Source organism: Staphylococcus muscae (assembly GCF_003019275.1).
GTDB lineage: Bacteria > Bacillota > Bacilli > Staphylococcales > Staphylococcaceae > Staphylococcus > Staphylococcus muscae.
Window position 1 is genome coordinate 499,715 of the sequence record NZ_CP027848.1, and the last position, 17,932, is coordinate 517,646.

Annotated in this window: 14 protein-coding genes and 2 pseudogenes; 13 read left to right on the forward strand and 3 right to left on the reverse strand. The window is 36.8% G+C overall.

What is annotated here, in order from left to right:
- Positions 1-37 precede the first annotated feature (37 nt).
- The 10 genes and pseudogenes from dxs (at position 38) to C7J88_RS02450 (ending at position 11,207) form a co-directional block, all read left to right on the forward strand.
- Positions 38-1,906 (forward strand): 1-deoxy-D-xylulose-5-phosphate synthase, encoded by a 1,869-nt coding sequence (dxs, locus tag C7J88_RS02410; protein WP_095116857.1) that lies wholly within the window; start codon positions 38-40, stop codon positions 1,904-1,906.
- Between the two features lie 519 nt (positions 1,907-2,425).
- Positions 2,426-2,878 carry a transcriptional regulator AhrC/ArgR gene (gene ahrC, locus C7J88_RS02415; protein ID WP_095116860.1) on the forward strand — a complete coding sequence of 151 codons (453 nt, stop codon included), beginning with the start codon at positions 2,426-2,428 and terminating at the stop codon, positions 2,876-2,878.
- A gap of 13 nt (positions 2,879-2,891) precedes the next feature.
- A complete protein-coding gene (gene recN / locus C7J88_RS02420) occupies positions 2,892-4,568 on the forward strand; it encodes a DNA repair protein RecN (RefSeq protein ID WP_095116863.1) in 1,677 nt (558 codons plus the stop codon).
- Between the two features lie 460 nt (positions 4,569-5,028).
- Positions 5,029-6,447, forward strand: coding sequence for a dihydrolipoyl dehydrogenase (gene lpdA, locus C7J88_RS02425; RefSeq protein WP_095116866.1), 1,419 nt, complete (start codon positions 5,029-5,031; stop codon positions 6,445-6,447).
- A 17-nt stretch (positions 6,448-6,464) separates the two neighbouring features.
- Positions 6,465-7,463 carry a thiamine pyrophosphate-dependent dehydrogenase E1 component subunit alpha gene (locus C7J88_RS02430; RefSeq protein WP_095116868.1) on the forward strand — a complete coding sequence of 333 codons (999 nt, stop codon included), beginning with the start codon at positions 6,465-6,467 and terminating at the stop codon, positions 7,461-7,463.
- The gene (locus C7J88_RS02435) at positions 7,456-8,439 is read left to right on the forward strand and encodes an alpha-ketoacid dehydrogenase subunit beta (protein ID WP_095116870.1); all 984 of its coding nucleotides are present in this window, start codon (positions 7,456-7,458) and stop codon (positions 8,437-8,439) included. The genes C7J88_RS02430 and C7J88_RS02435 overlap by 8 nt, the downstream gene beginning before the upstream one ends.
- A gap of 13 nt (positions 8,440-8,452) precedes the next feature.
- Positions 8,453-8,917, forward strand: a pseudogene (locus tag C7J88_RS10740) (biotin/lipoyl-containing protein); the annotation flags it as partial.
- A gap of 81 nt (positions 8,918-8,998) precedes the next feature.
- A pseudogene (locus C7J88_RS10745) lies at positions 8,999-9,685 on the forward strand (dihydrolipoamide acetyltransferase family protein); the annotation flags it as partial.
- A 91-nt stretch (positions 9,686-9,776) separates the two neighbouring features.
- A complete protein-coding gene (gene brxB / locus C7J88_RS02445) occupies positions 9,777-10,214 on the forward strand; it encodes a bacilliredoxin BrxB (RefSeq protein WP_095116875.1) in 438 nt (145 codons plus the stop codon).
- Positions 10,215-10,226: 12 nt separating this feature from the next.
- Positions 10,227-11,207, forward strand: a complete 981-nt coding sequence (locus C7J88_RS02450; protein ID WP_095116877.1) for an aromatic acid exporter family protein — start codon at positions 10,227-10,229, stop codon at positions 11,205-11,207.
- A 65-nt stretch (positions 11,208-11,272) separates the two neighbouring features.
- On the opposite strand, the gene prli42 is transcribed toward C7J88_RS02450, so the two are convergent.
- The gene (gene prli42, locus C7J88_RS10395; RefSeq protein WP_157728689.1) at positions 11,273-11,374 is read right to left on the reverse strand and encodes a stressosome-associated protein Prli42; all 102 of its coding nucleotides are present in this window, start codon (positions 11,372-11,374) and stop codon (positions 11,273-11,275) included.
- A 163-nt stretch (positions 11,375-11,537) separates the two neighbouring features.
- On the opposite strand from prli42, the gene C7J88_RS02455 reads away from it, so the two are divergent.
- Complete coding sequence (locus tag C7J88_RS02455; protein WP_095116879.1) at positions 11,538-12,647, forward strand: M20/M25/M40 family metallo-hydrolase; 1,110 nt, start codon at positions 11,538-11,540, stop codon at positions 12,645-12,647.
- 80 nt (positions 12,648-12,727) lie between these two features.
- Positions 12,728-14,131: an NADP-dependent phosphogluconate dehydrogenase gene (gene gndA / locus C7J88_RS02460; protein ID WP_095116881.1), complete on the forward strand. Its 1,404-nt coding sequence runs from the start codon at positions 12,728-12,730 to the stop codon at positions 14,129-14,131.
- A 60-nt stretch (positions 14,132-14,191) separates the two neighbouring features.
- On the opposite strand, the gene C7J88_RS02465 is transcribed toward gndA, so the two are convergent.
- Positions 14,192-15,046 (reverse strand): AraC family transcriptional regulator, encoded by an 855-nt coding sequence (locus C7J88_RS02465; protein ID WP_095116883.1) that lies wholly within the window; start codon positions 15,044-15,046, stop codon positions 14,192-14,194.
- 298 nt (positions 15,047-15,344) lie between these two features.
- On the reverse strand, positions 15,345-16,829 hold the full coding sequence (gene zwf, locus C7J88_RS02470; protein WP_095116885.1) for a glucose-6-phosphate dehydrogenase: 1,485 nt from the start codon (positions 16,827-16,829) through the stop codon (positions 15,345-15,347).
- 154 nt (positions 16,830-16,983) lie between these two features.
- On the opposite strand from zwf, the gene rnz reads away from it, so the two are divergent.
- A complete protein-coding gene (gene rnz, locus C7J88_RS02475; RefSeq protein WP_095116887.1) occupies positions 16,984-17,901 on the forward strand; it encodes a ribonuclease Z in 918 nt (305 codons plus the stop codon).
- The last annotated feature ends 31 nt before the right edge of the window (positions 17,902-17,932 follow it).

Consider the following 17,932-nt stretch of genomic DNA (forward strand, 5'->3'; position numbering starts at 1 on the left):
ATAATCGAAAGAGACAAAGATAAAGGGTGATATAAATATGGATATACGAACGATAAAGGATCCGTCATTCTTAAAAAGTCTTTCTGTACAAGAACTTGAAACACTGAGCCATGATATACGTCAATTTCTCATAGAGACTTGCTCTGTAACTGGTGGGCATATTGGAGCAAATCTCGGTGTTGTAGAATTAACAATAGCATTACATAAACACTACCAAAGTCCGATTGATAAAATCATTTGGGATGTTGGTCATCAAAGTTACATCCATAAAATATTGACAGGGCGCGCAAATCAATTTGATACATTAAGACAATATAAAGGATTATGCGGTTTTCCAAAATTAAGAGAGTCAGAGCACGATGTATGGGAAGCAGGTCATAGTTCCACATCGCTCTCAGCTGCAATGGGGATGGCAAAAGCGAGAGATATTTTAGGGCATTCTAATCATATCGTACCAATTATAGGTGATGGGGCACTTACTGGTGGAATGGCATTAGAAGCTTTAAATAGTATTGGTCATGATCGTACAAATATGACTATCATTTTAAATGATAACGAAATGAGTATTGCGCCGAATGTTGGTGCTATGCACAATATGTTAGGTCGTATTCGAATGAACCAAGGATATAACCGTCTGAAAGTTGATGCAGAGACTGTTCTCAGTCGATTGCCTGGGGGAAGTCGACTACGAGAATCAGCAGATAGACTTAAAGATAGTTTGAAATATCTCGTTGTAGATGGTGCATTTTTTGAAGAATTAGGTATCCGTTATATCGGACCTGTTGATGGTCACAACTATGAAGAGTTAGAGCATGCACTTAAGACTGCTGATTCCATTGACAAGCCTGTGCTCATTCATGTTGTGACAAAGAAGGGAAAAGGCTATCATCCCGCAGAAAATGATAAGATCGGTACATGGCATGGCCTTGGACCTTATAAACTTGATACAGGTGAACAGATTAAAGGGCAGCCAAAAGGGCCTTCTTGGAGCCAACTTATGTCAGATGAAATCTTATCATATGCACGTGAAGACGAGCGAGTTGTTGCAATAACACCTGCGATGCCAGTCGGTTCAAAACTAACAAAGTTTCAATCTGAGTTACCCGAACAATTTTTTGATGTCGGTATTGCCGAGCAACATGCGGTCACTATGGCTGCTGGATTAGCAATGGAAGGTATGCGTCCATATGTTGCCATCTATTCAACATTCTTGCAGCGTGCATACGACCAAGTACTACACGATGTGGATCGTCAAAAACTAAATGTGATATTTGGTATTGATCGCTCTGGACTCGTCGGTGCTGATGGTGAAACACATCAAGGTGTATTTGACATCGGATTTTTGACACAATTTCCAAATATGGTTGTAATGATGCCAAAAGATGAAAATGAAGCGAAGGACATGGTCTATACAGCGATGGAATATCAAGATGGTCCAATCGCAATTAGATATCCTCGTGGAAATGGTCTGGGCGTTGAAATTCAAGATGAACGTAACGCATTGCCAATTGGCCGTTGGGAAAAACTAAGCAACGGTACAGATGTCGCACTTATCGCTTATGGTCCAACGGTGGAAACAATCAAACAAGTAGCTGCATCACTTGAAGCAAACAATATCAATGCGACAGTGATCAATGCTCGCTACATTAAACCAATGGATACAGAGATGTTACATGAACTTGGTAACGCCAATATACCAATTGTTACTGTGGAAGAAAACATGCTAAACGGTGGCTTAGGTAGTCAGGTTAGTAACTTCTTGACAGATCATGCGTATCGAAACAAACTCAAACGTCTAGGTATAGATGATATCTATATTGAGCACGGCGATGTTGATCGCATTCTACAAGATATTGGATTAGACGCAACATCTATCGAACAATCAGTAAAAACGCTATTAAAATAATTGATGCTTAAGCAGAGGTTGAGACATTTATAATGTCCGGCCTCTCTTTTCTAATTGACCTTATCAATCGTGATAAAATACGAATCACTTTATCAACACTGGATTTCACAAGTATCAAGTTCTAACCATTATATGTGAATAAAATTAGAACTTTAAAAATAATAAATAGGGCTGTGTGATTCGACTCTTATCATGGTGTAAGCTTTACTAGGAATGTGTATGCTATATATTAAAAACCGTAAAAATCATATAGATATTAATTTGTGGAATGGAATGGAATGGGCTGAGACATAACAAATTGGTATACTTGGCACCTTCAAAAAAAGATGAACATGTATTATATCACTATGACATAATAAAAGAGATTTTTAATTTATAATAGGCGCCAAGCTTTAGATAGGATGATTCTAAAGCTTGGTGTTCTATCTTGAGTCATTACTTTTAAAACGCCAGACAGTATGATAATCACTCAAGTTGTGCTAAAATCGTTGTATAAATATTCGTTACGAGGTGCATATTATGCCTAAAAAATCAGTAAGACACATAAAAATAAGAGAAATTATTTCGAATGAACAAATAGAGACACAAGATGAACTCGTAAAACGATTGAATCATTTTGACATGAATGTCACACAAGCAACGGTATCACGTGACATTAAAGAGCTACAACTTATAAAAGTGCCAACGCCAACAGGAGAATATATATATAGCTTGCCAAATGACCGTCGTTACCACCCGCTTGAAAAACTTGGACGTTACTTGATGGATTCATTTGTAAAAATTGATGGCACCGATAATTTACTCGTATTGAAAACTCTACCAGGTAATGCCCAATCAATCGGTGCTATTTTAGACCAAATTGATTGGGAAGAAGTGCTCGGCACGATTTGTGGTGATGATACATGTCTCATCATTTGTCGCAGTAAACAAGATGCAGAAACGATAAAGACGCAAATATTCAATATGTTATAAGGATGAGATACACATGTTACAAAGTCTATCAATCAAACAATTTGCAATTATTGATGAACTTGAAATTCAGTTTTCTGATGGCTTAACAGTACTGAGTGGTGAAACTGGTGCAGGTAAATCGATTATTATCGATGCAATCGGACAACTTATCGGTATGCGTGCATCTTCAGATTTTGTACGTCATGGTGAGAAGAAAGCAATAATTGAAGGGCTATTTGATATCGATAATGCGAAAGAAGCCGTTCATATGTTGAGTAAATTAGGTATTGATATTAATGAAGATTTTTTAATCGTGAAGCGTGAAATATTTAATTCTGGAAAAAGCATCTGCCGAATCAATAATCAAACAGTAACATTGCATGATTTACGACAAGTAATGCAAGAGTTGCTTGATATACATGGACAGCATGAAACCCAAGCGTTACTTAAGCAAAAATATCATGTAGAGCTACTTGATAAATATGCAGATGGCGCCTATCATGATGCATTGACAACTTATCAAGATACGTTCGAAACACATCGTCAAAAATTGGCTGAGTTGTCAGAATTAGAATCTGCTGACCAAGCGCTCTTACAACGTTTAGACTTGATGAAGTTTCAATATGAAGAATTGAAAGAAGCGAAACTGCAAGAGGATGAGGTTACGCAATTAGAAGTCGATATTAAACGTATTCAAAATTCAGAACAATTGAGTCTTGCATTGAATAATGCTTATGTCACATTAACGGATGAACATGCCATCACAGACCGTCTATATGAACTCAGTACACAATTACAAAATATTGATCAAATATTGCCTGATACTTACGCGACACTTAAAGAACAAGTTGATCAATTCTACTATTTGTTAGAAGATACAAAACATCAACTCTATGACGAAATGAATCAGAACGAGTTTGATGAACAGATGTTGAACGAACTTGAATCACGCATGAATTTATTAAATAATTTAAAACGTAAATATGGCAAAGATATTCCTGAATTAATCACGTATCAATCAAAATTAGAAGATGAAATTAATAAAATAGAGAATTATGAAGAATCAACAGCACAATTGCGTGCAGATATTCAACTATTATCAGAGAAACTTATGGCTGACGGTAAAAAATTATCACATGAGCGACGTCAAGTTGCACGAACGTTGCGTGACCATATTGTACGAGAAATTCAAAACTTACAAATGAAAGACGCTAACTTAGAAATATCTTTCAAACCATATGATAAACCACAAAAAGATGGTATTGAACATATTGAGTTCTTAATTAGTCCTAACAAAGGGGAACCGCTCAAAAGTTTAAACAAGATTGCAAGTGGTGGAGAATTGTCACGTATTATGCTGGCATTAAAGAGTATTTTTGTCCGTTCTCGTGGACAAACAGCAATCCTTTTTGATGAAGTGGATTCGGGCGTCTCAGGTCAAGCTGCGCAAAAGATGGCTGAAAAAATGAAACAGATTGCTTCAGTTATTCAAGTTATCTGTATATCTCACTTGCCACAAGTTGCTTCAATGAGTGACCATCATCTTTACATTTCAAAACATGAAAAAGATGATAGGACCACAACATCTGTACAAGAGGTGACAGGCGATGATCGTATAGAGGAAGTCGCACGAATGATTTCAGGTGCGGCAGTGACCGATTTAACAAAACAAAGCGCCAAAGAAATGATTGAACATAACCATACAGTTTAAAAAACATAAATGAAGGAGCTGGGCCATAGTGTTCGGCTTCTTCATTTATATTGTAAAAATAAAACTTCTAGTGCACTACAAAGATTATAAACAAAGATTTCTGTCCTACTCAAAAATTGATAATATCTCAATCCAACGCAAATAATTTTTTCTTTATTCTTATAAATCCTATAAAACATCATGATACTCATCATTTATTCAATAAATGTATAAAGTTAATTCCTATCAACCATCTAGGATATTTCTTGTAAATTTATTTTAATAGAAGTATACTGAATCAATCGAGTTGCTTATTAAAAAGTAAATTTGAAAAGAATCGATACTTTAACGCTTAATGTAAAGCATCCCAGTCATATTGAACGAGCACTCGACTCTAAATAATAAAAGGACTGACGTTTGTATGATAAAACATAGGTTCACATACAATTTTGTCACGACTTATCGTTAGGGGAGACATAGAATGACACACGATAAATATGATTTAGTCATACTTGGTGGTGGTATTAGTGGCTACTCAGCAGCCATCCGAGCCACACAGTTAGGAAAGAAAGTAGCAATTGTAGAAAAATCCCATTTAGGCGGTACATGTTTACACAAAGGTTGTATCCCAACGAAATCCTTCTTGAAATCAGCTGATACCTATCAACTAATCCAACACGCCGAACACTACGGCATTTCCGCTTCGAAACCTACCTTTGATTTTCCAAAAGTTCAATTACGAAAACAACGCATTGTAGATGCGATGTATCAAGGTTTACAAAAACTTATCAAACAAAAAAATATTGATATATTTCATGGAGAAGGTCGACTTCTCGGCCCATCTATTTTTTCACCTCAAAGTGGTACAGTTGCTGTCACTTATGAAGATGGGCAATCGGACTTAATCCCAAATGATTACGTATTAATCGCAACGGGATCTTCACCGATTACTTTACCGTTCTTGCCGATTGATCACGAACGCATCGTTACGAGTGATGATATTTTATCAATGACAGCATTACCAAAATCAATTGCGATTATCGGGGCAGGGATTATTGGCCTTGAATTTGCATCATTTTTCAGTCAAATTGGCGTCCAAGTTCATATCATCGAATCAGAAGATGACATTGTGATCAATGATAGCCAAGCTGTCACTGAACGTTTATTGACATCCCTTACTAAAAATGGTGTTGTATTTCATAAAGGAATTGCTTTGAATGATCAGAATACGACCGTAACACAAACAGAGATTGAATTTGAGCTAGATGAATCTTTTACAACCGAAATGGCTCTTGTTGCAATCGGACGTCGTGCGAATATTGAACATATCGGCTTGAATAACACTGAAGTTGAAATTACTGAACAGCAGACGATTCAAACAAATCCTTACATGCAGACGAAAGCATCACACATATACGCTTCAGGTGATGTCATCGGACAACTGCAACTGGCTCATGTAGGTGCGAAGGAAGGTGTGATTGCCGTTGAACACATGTTTCAACAAGACCCATTACCAATCGATTATTCAAACATGCCAAAATGTATTTATAGCAGCCCAGAGATTGCCTCAATCGGACTGACAATAAAATCTGCAAAGGAAAAAGGTTACCAAGTTAAATCAGTAAAAGCAGCATTTAATACAAATGGCAAAGCACTCATTATGTCACCTGATATACCAGATGGTTTTGCTGAACTCATTGTTGACCGTTCGAATGGCTCTATTCTAGGCGCTAATCTAGTGGGTCAAAACGTAACTGAACAAATTAATGAACTGAGCGTTTTACAGTTTTTAAATGGTTCTGCACTCGAACTCGGCATGGCAACGCATGCGCATCCCTCGATGTCAGAGTTGTTAATGGAAATGGGTCTGAAATATGAAAATCAATCCATTCACCTATAAAAATAGGAGGAAATATTATGTTGGACTATAAACATACACAATTGAAAAAAGATGACTTGCTAGAAATATATAAAGGTATGGATTTAGGACGTAAAATTGATGAACGTATGTGGTTGTTAAACCGTGCAGGTAAAATTCCTTTTGTTATAAGTTGTCAAGGACAAGAAGCAACACAAGTAGGCACTGCCTATGCATTAAAAAAAGGGGATATTACTGCTCCTTATTATCGAGATCTTGCACTTGTTACATATTTAGGTATCACGCCTTTAGAAACGATGTATTCTGTGTTTGGTAAACGAGATGATATCAGTTCAGGTGGTAAACAAATGCCATCACATTTCAGTAAAAAAGAAATTGGTATTATGTCACAAGGGTCATCAGTTGCGACACAGCTATTACATGCGATTGGTGCAGCGCTCACTTTTAAAATGGATCAAAAACAACAAGTTGCACTGTCGACACTTGGTGAAGGAAGTTCAAATCAAGGAGACTTTCATGAAGGTCTCAACTTTGTTGGTGTTCACAAGTTACCATTTATATGCATTATTGAAAACAATCAATATGCGATATCCGTATCCAAAGACCTACAATACGGTGCAGAAAAATTGTCTGATCGTGCAAAAGGTTATGGTATGTTCGGAATAACAGTGGATGGTAACGATCCAATTGCTGTGTATCAAGCCGTTACAGAAGCGCGCGAACGTGCACTAAATGGTGAAGGAGGCACTTTGATTGAAGCGATGTGCACACGCTTAACCCCACATTCGTCAGATGATGATGATCGCTATCGAGATGAAGCGATTAAACAAGCGGATAAGGAATCCGACTGTAATAAAAGATTCAAAAAATACTTACTTGATCATCACATTGCTGATGCCACATGGTTTGACGAAATCGAACAGTCGCATAAAACAATTGTGAATGAAGCGACAAAGCGTGCAGAACAAGCCCCATATCCTGAAGTAAGAGAAACATACACATATGTCTATGAAGAGGGAGGTCCTTTCAATGCCTAAAATATCTTATCTTGAAGCGATAAAAGATGCCTTAACGATTGCACTCGAGCAAGACTCACAAACTTTTGTTTTAGGTGAAGATGTGGGTAAGAAAGGCGGTGTTTTTGGTGTAACTGCTGGTCTACAAGAGAAGTTTGGTCTCTATCGTGTTTTAGATACACCGTTGGCAGAGTCGAATATCGTCGGTTCGGCGATTGGTGCAGCTATGATGGGAAAACGTCCAATTGCTGAAATTCAATTTGCTGAATATATTTTACCTGCAACAAATCAAATTATAAGTGAAGCAGCCAAAATGCGTTATCGTTCAAACAATGATTGGCAAGTCCCTCTCACAATTCGTGCCCCTTTTGGTGGTGGCATACACGGTGCTCTGTATCATTCACAAAGTATTGAAAGTGTCTTTGCCTCAACACCCGGATTAACAGTGGTCATACCATCTAATCCATACGATGCAAAAGGACTGTTGTTAGCTGCAATTGCTTCTAACGATCCAGTTCTATTTTTCGAGCACAAAAAAGCATATCGATTATTAAAAGAAGAAGTTCCAACCGATTATTATACTGTGCCATTAGGAAAAGCAGATGTGAAACGTACGGGTACTGACATCACAGTATTTACTTACGGTCTTGCCGTGCATTATTGTATAGAAGCTGCAAATGAGTTAGCGTCATCTCAAATCAGCGTTGAAATTGTTGATCTACGTACCGTGTATCCATTAGATAAAGAAACCATTATCGAGCGAGCAAGACAAACTGGAAAATGTTTACTTGTTACTGAAGACAATTTGGAAGGCAGTGTAATGTCAGAAGTAGCCGCTATTATTGCTGAAAACTGTTTATTTGAACTTGATGCACCGATTATGCGTTTAGCCGGACCAGATGTTCCTGCTATGCCATTCTCGCCACCATTAGAAGATGAATTTATGATTAACACTGAAAAAATTAAAAATAAAATGCGCGAACTTGCTGAATATTAAAGGAGGCAAATCCATGGATATTAAAATGCCAAAATTAGGTGAAAGTGTACATGAAGGTACGATTGAACAATGGCTTGTAAGTGTCGGTGATCGTGTAGAAGAATATGATCCGCTTTGCGAAGTCATTACAGATAAAGTGACAGCTGAAGTGCCTTCTTCTTTTGCCGGTGTTGTAACAGCACTTCACGCTGAACCAGGAGATATCGTCTCAATCGGAACAGTGATTTGTTCGATAGAGGTCGAAAATAGTACACAACATGAAGAAAATCATATGTTAGTTGAAACATCTTTACCAGCATCTGAATCACTTGAATCTACAACGCAGCCTGGTCAGTCAGCTGCTGAGAAAAATAACGGACGCTATTCACCCGTTGTATTCAAACTCGCATCGGCATATGAAATAGATTTGAATCAAGTACCTGGCACAGGTTTTAATGGCCGTGTTACTAAAAAAGACATGATGCATTATATTGAAAACAACAAACAAACGCAAAACAAAGAATTAAGCGATAAACCTAAGACAACTAATGATTCAAATAATAGCCGAGCTGAGAAAACGATACCTGTTAACGGAGTACGACGACAAATCGCAAATAAAATGGCACAAAGTGTGCAAGAAATTCCACATGCTTGGATGCAAATTGAAGTTGATGCCACTGAATTAGTTAAAACACGAGAACATTACAAAGCATCATTTAAAGAACAAGAAGGCTACAATTTAACCTATTTTGCATTTTTTATTAAAGCAGTCGCTGAAACTTTAAAGAAATACCCTATGTTAAACAGTTCTTGGAAAGATGATGAAATTGTGATTCATGATGGTATTCATCTTTCTATTGCTGTTGCGCATAACGACCAGTTATATGTGCCAGTGATTCATCATGCTGATGAAAAATCGATCAAAGGTATTGCGAAAGAGATTCATACACTAGCTATGAAAGTGCGCAACAATCAATTAACGACATCAGACATGACGGGTGGCACATTCACTGTCAATAATACAGGAACGTTTGGATCAGTGAGTTCAATGGGCATTATTAACCATCCGCAGGCAGCCATCTTACAAGTGGAGTCAATTGTTAAGAGACCTGTCATTGTCAACGACATGATTGCGATACGTCATATGGTGAATTTATGCCTTTCAATCGATCATCGTATATTAGACGGGCTTCAAGCTGGTATGTTTTTAAATGATGTAAAACAACAAATTGAGCATATGACATTGGATCAAACTTCGATTTATTAAGCAACAATTTATGAATTTAAGAGATTCAGAAATTGAATTGATATGAAACCTTTAGTAAAATGAAATTATATCAACAACGGAGGTAGATACAATGGACTTAAGTTTCGATTTATATATGAACAATGTTGTTCAACAAGCACGTGAAGATTTGGTGAAAGCTGGATACGAAGAATTAACAACTGAAGAAGAAGTAGATAATGTATTCAAGCAAGATGGTACAACACTTGTGATGATCAACTCAGTTTGTGGCTGTGCCGGTGGTATGGCGCGTCCAGCAGCACAACATGCTTTACACTATGATGTATTACCTGATCGCTTGGTTACAGTATTTGCAGGTCAAGATAAAGAAGCAACACAACGTGCACGTGATTACTTTGAAGGTTATGCACCATCAAGTCCTTCATTCGCTTTGATGAAAGATGGTAAAATCACTGAAATGATTGAGCGCCATCAAATCGAAGGTCACGACACAATGGATGTTATTACGCAATTGCAACGTTTATTTGATAAATATTGTGTAGCAGAGTAAGGAGTGGACCGTATGTTACGTTTGAATCCATATCGAATTGGGTGGCGAACGATTAAAACTGCGGTCGGTATGGCACTAGGTGTAATTATCGCCAAACTAATGGGATTAGATAATTATGCATCTAGTGCCATTTTAGTTGTTCTATGCATAAAGGACACTAAAATGAACTCCGTTAAAGCCATTTGGTCTCGTCTTGTCTCCTGTATGATTGCTATGGGATTCGGTGCCACCATCTTTCCATTACTTGGGCAACATGCCTGGGTACTAGGTCTTATTGTGCTATTTTTTATTCCACTTACTGTTATGTTTAATACGCAAGAAGGTGTCGTGACAAGCATCGTTATCTTACTGCACTTTTTTAATGCTACAACGATTGATATTAACTTAGTTTTGAATGAAATGATGCTGTTATTAATAGGACTTTCTATCGCCTTTATCATGAATACGTTTATGCCAAGTTTCGAAAAAGAATTGACAAGTTATCAAAATGATATTGAAGCACAAATACGTCATATATTTTATGCATACAGCACGATGTGCTCAAAAGATACACCCACATGTGACTTGTCATTTGATCAATTGTTATTAACGATTCGAAAAGCGAAATCAGTTGCCTTTCGTGATGTTAAAAATCACTTTGTCAGAAATGAAAATAGTTTTTATCACTATTTTGATATGCGCCAAGATCAAGTGGACATTCTCCAACGAATTCATTTTAATTTGAATCATATGACAGTGGATGATGTTTTACTTCCAAAAGTAGCACAACTTTTTAAAGAAATGGCAGACAATGTGAATGAAAATAACTATACCGCAATGCGTTTACACATGTTGTATGATATCAGGTTGCAAATAGACGACTTACCTTTGCCAGATTCTCATGATGCACTGCATACACGTGCGAGTATTATTCAAATTTTATACGACACAGAAGCTTATTTAAATATTAAGTCAAACTTCGGATCACTCAAGCTATATCATGAAGTCAACTAATATTTAAGAAGTGTAAAAAGAGGATGCCCAAACAATTAAATGGGCATCCTTCTATATTTCAGTCACTACATGCTTAATAATGGCGCAACGCCTGTTAATATTAGTGATACGATAATTGCTAACAACATCACAATAAGCAATACTTTTCTAAACTTCTTGTTTTGCACGTTTAATTGCCTCCATTTACCTTATATGTTGATTCATGTTTAGTATTAACACAAATTATAACATCTTTAAAATATATTTCTCAAGTCACATTGAAACATATACATTTTGCAAAACGTTCAATTTTCGATACACTTATAATGATTTAAAAAGGGGGACTTATGCATGATAAATCAAGAACGTTTAGTAAATACTTTTTTAGAGTTAGTTCAAATTGACTCTGAAACGGGTCATGAAGAAACGATTCAACCAATCTTAAAAGGTAAATTTGAACAACTTGGATTGATTGTAAAAGAAGATAACGCAAAAGCACAGACAGGATTCGGAGCAAACAACTTAATTTGCACACTTCCTGCAACAGATAACACGAGAGAAAAAATCTATTTTACGAGTCACATGGATACGGTTGTACCCGGTAAAGGGGTAAAACCAGTGATTGAAGATGGTGTTATTAAATCTGATGGCACAACGATATTAGGTGCAGATGATAAAGCTGGACTTGCTACAATTTTAGAAGTGCTTCACATCATTCAAGAGAATAACTTGCCACACGGACAAATTCAGTTTGTTATAACAGTCGGTGAAGAATCTGGTTTAGTCGGTGCAAAAGCATTGAACCCAGATGATATAGATGCAGCATACGGCTATGCGATTGACTCTGCCGTACCGGTCGGTAATTTTACCATTGGCGCACCTTATCAAATGCAAATCAAAGCGACGATTCATGGTAAAACAGCACATGCTAGCACACCTGACAAAGGTAATAGTGCCATCAATATCGCTGCCAAAGCAATCAGTCAAATGAAACTCGGTAAAATTGACCATGAAACGACTGCCAATATTGGGAAATTTGAAGGTGGTGGTCCAACGAATATCGTGACGGATCTTGTGAATATTTGGGCAGAAGCACGATCACATTCAGAAGAAAAAATTATGGCTCAAACTGCGCATATGCGTAAAACATTTGAAGACACTGCAAAATCATTTGGATGTGATGCAGAAGTCTCAACAGAACTTGCATATCCAGGATTTTTAGTTACTGAAGATGAAGTTGTTTACCAAAAAGCACAAATCGCTGCAAAATCTATTGGCCTGATTGGCGAACCAACAATTGGGGGTGGCGGTTCAGATGGTAATATTATCAGTCAATTCGGTATCCCAACTGTTATCCTTGGCGTTGGCTATGAAGCCATTCATACAACCAATGAATCAATTGCAATTCAATCATTAGAAAATCTTGTAAGTTACGTATTGAAACTAATAGAGATTGCGTAATTTTGCGCAGTATAAGTGTTTGAAATCATATAATATGATACAATTAACCCGTAATTTATAATAAGAGAGGTAAGTAGAATATGACACAACAAATTGGTGTAATCGGCTTAGCGGTTATGGGAAAAAATTTGGCATGGAATATTGAGTCACGCGGATACAGCGTTTCAGTATACAATCGTTCGTCTGACAAAACAGATCTCATGGTCAAAGAATCAGCAGGCAAAAACATCGTTCCAACTTATTCCATTGAAGAATTTGTTCAATCACTTGAAAAACCACGTAAAATTTTATTGATGGTTAAAGCAGGCGAAGCAACAGATAAGACAATCGAAACATTATTGCCACTACTAGATAAAGACGATATTTTAATCGATGGTGGTAATACAAACTATCAAGATACCATTCGACGTAATAAAGCACTTGCTGAAAGTGGTATTAACTTCATTGGTACAGGTGTGTCAGGCGGCGAAGTAGGGGCGCTTACTGGACCTTCAATGATGCCAGGTGGTCAAAAAGAAGCTTATGAAAAAGTAGCAGATATTTTAGCTTCTATTTCAGCTAAAGCAGCAGACGGCACACCTTGTGTCACATATATTGGGCCAAATGGTGCAGGTCACTATGTAAAAATGGTTCATAATGGTATTGAATATGCAGATATGCAATTGATCGCCGAAAGTTACAACATGATGAAAAACTTATTAGGTATGGATCATGAAGAAATTTCAGCAACATTCAAAGAGTGGAATACTGGAGAATTAGAAAGTTACCTTATCGAAATTACGGGTGATATTTTCACAAAACTTGATGAAAATGGCGAACCCCTTGTTGAAAAAATTATGGATAAAGCAGGCCAAAAAGGTACAGGTAAATGGACTTCAATTAACGCATTAGAACTTGGTGCGCCACTGACAATTATTACTGAATCTGTATTTGCACGTTTTATCTCATCATTAAAAGCACAACGTGTTCATGCTTCATCATTATTAAATGGTCCTGAAGCGGCGTTCACTGGTGATAAAGCAGCATTTTTAGAAAAAATTCGTCGTGCGTTATATATGAGTAAAATTTGCTCATACGCACAAGGTTTCGATCAAATGAAATCTGCAAGTGAAGAAAATGAATGGAACTTACAACTGGGTGAATTAGCGATGATTTGGCGTGAAGGTTGTATCATCCGTGCGCAATTCTTACAAAAAATTAAAGATGCGTATGATAAAGATGCAAACTTACAAAACCTTCTACTTGATGATTACTTTAAAGAAATCGTTACTGAATATCAACAAGCACTTCGTGACGTTGTCGCAATGGGTGTTCAAAACGGTGTCGCAATTCCTGGATTTGCTGCAAGTATTAACTACTATGATAGTTACAGAAGTGCAGACTTACCAGCTAACTTAATTCAAGCACAACGTGACTACTTTGGTGCGCATACTTATGAGCGTAAAGACAAAGAAGGTACATTCCATACTCAATGGACAAACTAATATTTGAAATTTAAAAAAGCTGTACGTTATCAAAACATAAGATAACGTACAGCTTTTTTGTCAGTTTTCGATGTTGACTGGCACACATAATTGAATTTTTGTAAACGCATCATCAAAAGAAATATCAAGTGGATATATTTCTAGATATAATCTGTTTCTTTCATACGGTAACGTTAATTGTAAGCTTGTTTCGATGTAGTGCCATGCTTCACTGGTTGCATAGTCAATTTCTCCTTGCAAATTGAAGACGGCAAATTGTTGCTCTGATAGGAAACGGTCTTCCAGATGTGCAGGAAATCGCTCACTTGCGACACCGACAAAAACCTCAAGGCCATGATCAAGTGGACAGCTGATCACGAACAGTTCATGAGGGCTTCGATCGTTATATCGAATGATATCCTTTAAACGGCCGTCTGTTTGTAAGTCTTCCAAAAAGTCTGGAATAATAAAGTGATTATCTAATTGTTCAGTTGGTATAAACCTTGAATACCCAACCAGTGATAAATCACCTATATTTTCTAATCGATATGGATATGGGGAGTTCGATGTTGTTGTTAGTTTTAAGTAGAGTCGGTCTTGAATTTTGAGTTGATCTTGCTTCGCCTTAGCTTGTAATGGTGATACACCGTGATAATCACTAAAATCATGCGCAAAAGCATTTGCGTCTGGATAGCGATATCGCTTTGCCAAATCAATCATGCGATTTGCACCATGAATCAAATCATGTGCCGCCAACGTCAAACGTCTCGCACGACAGTATTGGAAAGGGGTGACACCTACAATCATTGTAAAAGATTGTTCCAAATGATAAGGAGAAATCCCAACGTAATCACTTAATGTTTGAAAATCAAATGATTCTAATAGGTGATCTTCAATATATACAATGGCTTGTTGTACATGTTTGATAACGTCCAAAATGGTCACTCCTTAAATAAAATTTACATTGTTCTTATATTATCATATTAAAAATTATGTGCATAAATGGCATTAAAAATAATTTGAAAAGCATTTGAGTAGTCATATGCAGAAAAGAGAAAAGTGGTGTTGAAAAACATCTTATTGACCCATTATGACTGTGCTTCATTCAAAGGTCTGTACTATTCATGGATGTCTCATTCCTATATAAGTTATTATAAATCAAAAAAGACTAAGTTACACGGATAATTATGTAACTTAGCCCATTTTATAATTAGTGCATAGAAAAACAATTCTATTATTGAATATCTTCCCACCATTTAAAACCATCTCGGCTCAAGAGTAAGTGACTGTCTAATGGACCGTTAGTACCAGATGCATAATTTGGAAATTCTGGTTCAAATTTGTTCCATGCCTCTTGAATTGCATCAACAAATTTCCATGTTGACTTTAATTCTTCCCAGTGCGTAAAGTTTGTTGCATCACCTTTTAAGCAATCATACAACAAGTTCTCATAAGCATCTACTGTATTCATTTTGTCTTGTGCACTCATTGAATATGATAGTTGAACCGGTTCTGTTTCGATACCTTGTACATATTTTTTACCATTTAAATGAATTGACACACCTTCGTTCGGTTGAATGTTAATGACTAGAAGATTAGAGTCTAAATGTTGATCTTTATCATAGTAAAGGTTCATTGGTACTTCTTTAAATTCAACGACGACTTGAATACATTTGCGTTTCATTCGTTTACCCGTGCGAATATAGAAAGGGACACCTGCCCATCTGAAGTTATTAATCATTACTTTACCTGCAACAAAGGTAGGTGTCACAGAGTCTTCGGCTACTTTGTCTTCATCTCTATAACCCACTACTGCTTCTCCATCAATTTCACCCGCATCATATTGGCCACGAACAAAATTATGACGGACTTCTTCAGGCTCAAGAATGTTCAAAGACTTCAACACTTTAACTTTTTCGGAACGAATGTCATCACTATGCAAGCTAATAGGGGGTTCCATCGCAAGAAGTGCAACCATTTGTAACATGTGGTTTTGAACCATATCTTTTAACGCACCACTAGATTCATAGTAACCACCTCGATCTTCAACACCTAATACTTCTGATGAGGTTACTTGAATATTAGAGATGTATTTATTATTCCATAACGGTTCAAACATCGCATTGCTGAAGCGTAAAACTTCAATATTTTGAACCATATCTTTTCCGAGATAATGGTCGATACGGAAAATCTCTTTTTCTTTAAATGAACGTCTAATCTGTTTATTGAGTGCTTCTGCAGATTTTAAATCTGTACCAAATGGTTTTTCAATCACTAAGCGTTTGAAGCCAGATGTTTTTGTTAAACCAGATGATTTCAAATAATCTGTGACAACACCAAAAAATTGTGGTGCCATCGCTAAATAAAACAATCGATTTCCATCAAGTGAAAATTGTCGGTCTAAGTCATTACTCAAAGCCAACAATTCCTCATAACTTTTTTCATTATTGACATCTAATCTTTGATAAAAAACATGCTGCATAAATTGGTCTAAATGCTTAGTGTCATGAACATGTGCTTGAATTGATGCTTTGACTTGTGCTCTAAAATCATCAACTGTTAAATCACGGCGACCAATTCCGACAATCGCAATTCTATCGTCTAGATTATCTTGTTGAAATAAATGAAATAACGATGGAAATAGTTTACGGTGGCTTAAATCACCAGTAGCGCCAAAGATTGTAATAAGCGCAGGAATATGATTATGTGTCTTATTCAAGATTCAAAACCTCAATTCTTCGTAGTGTGATACGTTCTCATTATAAAACATGAGCACCGCATGGGTCATATATTCTGCTTTATTATATCATGCTATATTTTTAAGCACGGTTCAACTATAATCTATGATAGGATAACGCTAAGGAGGCGTAAAAATGGAAATCATTTTTTTCGGAACAAGCGCAGGGTTACCAACTAAAGAGAGACATACTCAATCTATCGCACTGAAACTAGAGCCTTACGCAACAGATATTTGGCTATTTGATGTTGGAGAGGCGACACAACATCAAATTCTACATCATTCGATTAAGTTAGGAAAGGTAAGCCATATCTTCATTACCCATATGCACGGTGATCATGTTTATGGATTACCAGGGGTCTTGACTAGCCGTTCATTTCAAGGTGGGGAAGGGAAACCACTAACAATCATCGGCCCTAAAGGTATAAAAGCTTATATCGAAGCAAGCTTAACTTTCACTCATGTACATCTCAATTATCCTTTACATATCATCGAGATTGACCAACAACTCGACTTAACCATTGACCAATTTGAAGTACAAGCTCGTATGCTCAATCACGGTGTACCTTGTTTTGGTTATCGTATACAAGCACCAAGTACACCGGGCACATTAGATGTAGCTAAATTGAAAGCAATTGGTATGGAACCGGGACCGCAATATCAACAAGTAAAAAAATATGATACTTTTGAATTTGAAGGTGTTACATATGATGCGCATCAATTTAAAGCACCCGACAAATTAGGTCCAATTGTTGCAGTTTTTGGTGATACAAAACCATGTGACAATGAATGCATATTAGCTCAAAATGCAGATGTTATCGTTCACGAAGCGACATACATCGAAGGTGATAAGCAACTCGCCAATGATTATCATCATAGTCATATTGATGATGTGCTCGAATTAATCACACGTAATAACGTGAAACATGCCTTATTGACACATCTGAGCAATCGTTATACAAAAGAAGATGTCAAAGCAATCGACCAGCAATTAAAAGCTTCTCATACCGCTTCTTTTCAATTCGTACACGATTTCGATGCATATCAATTCTAAAAAAACAAGACGGTAAAATGATTTGCGTTCA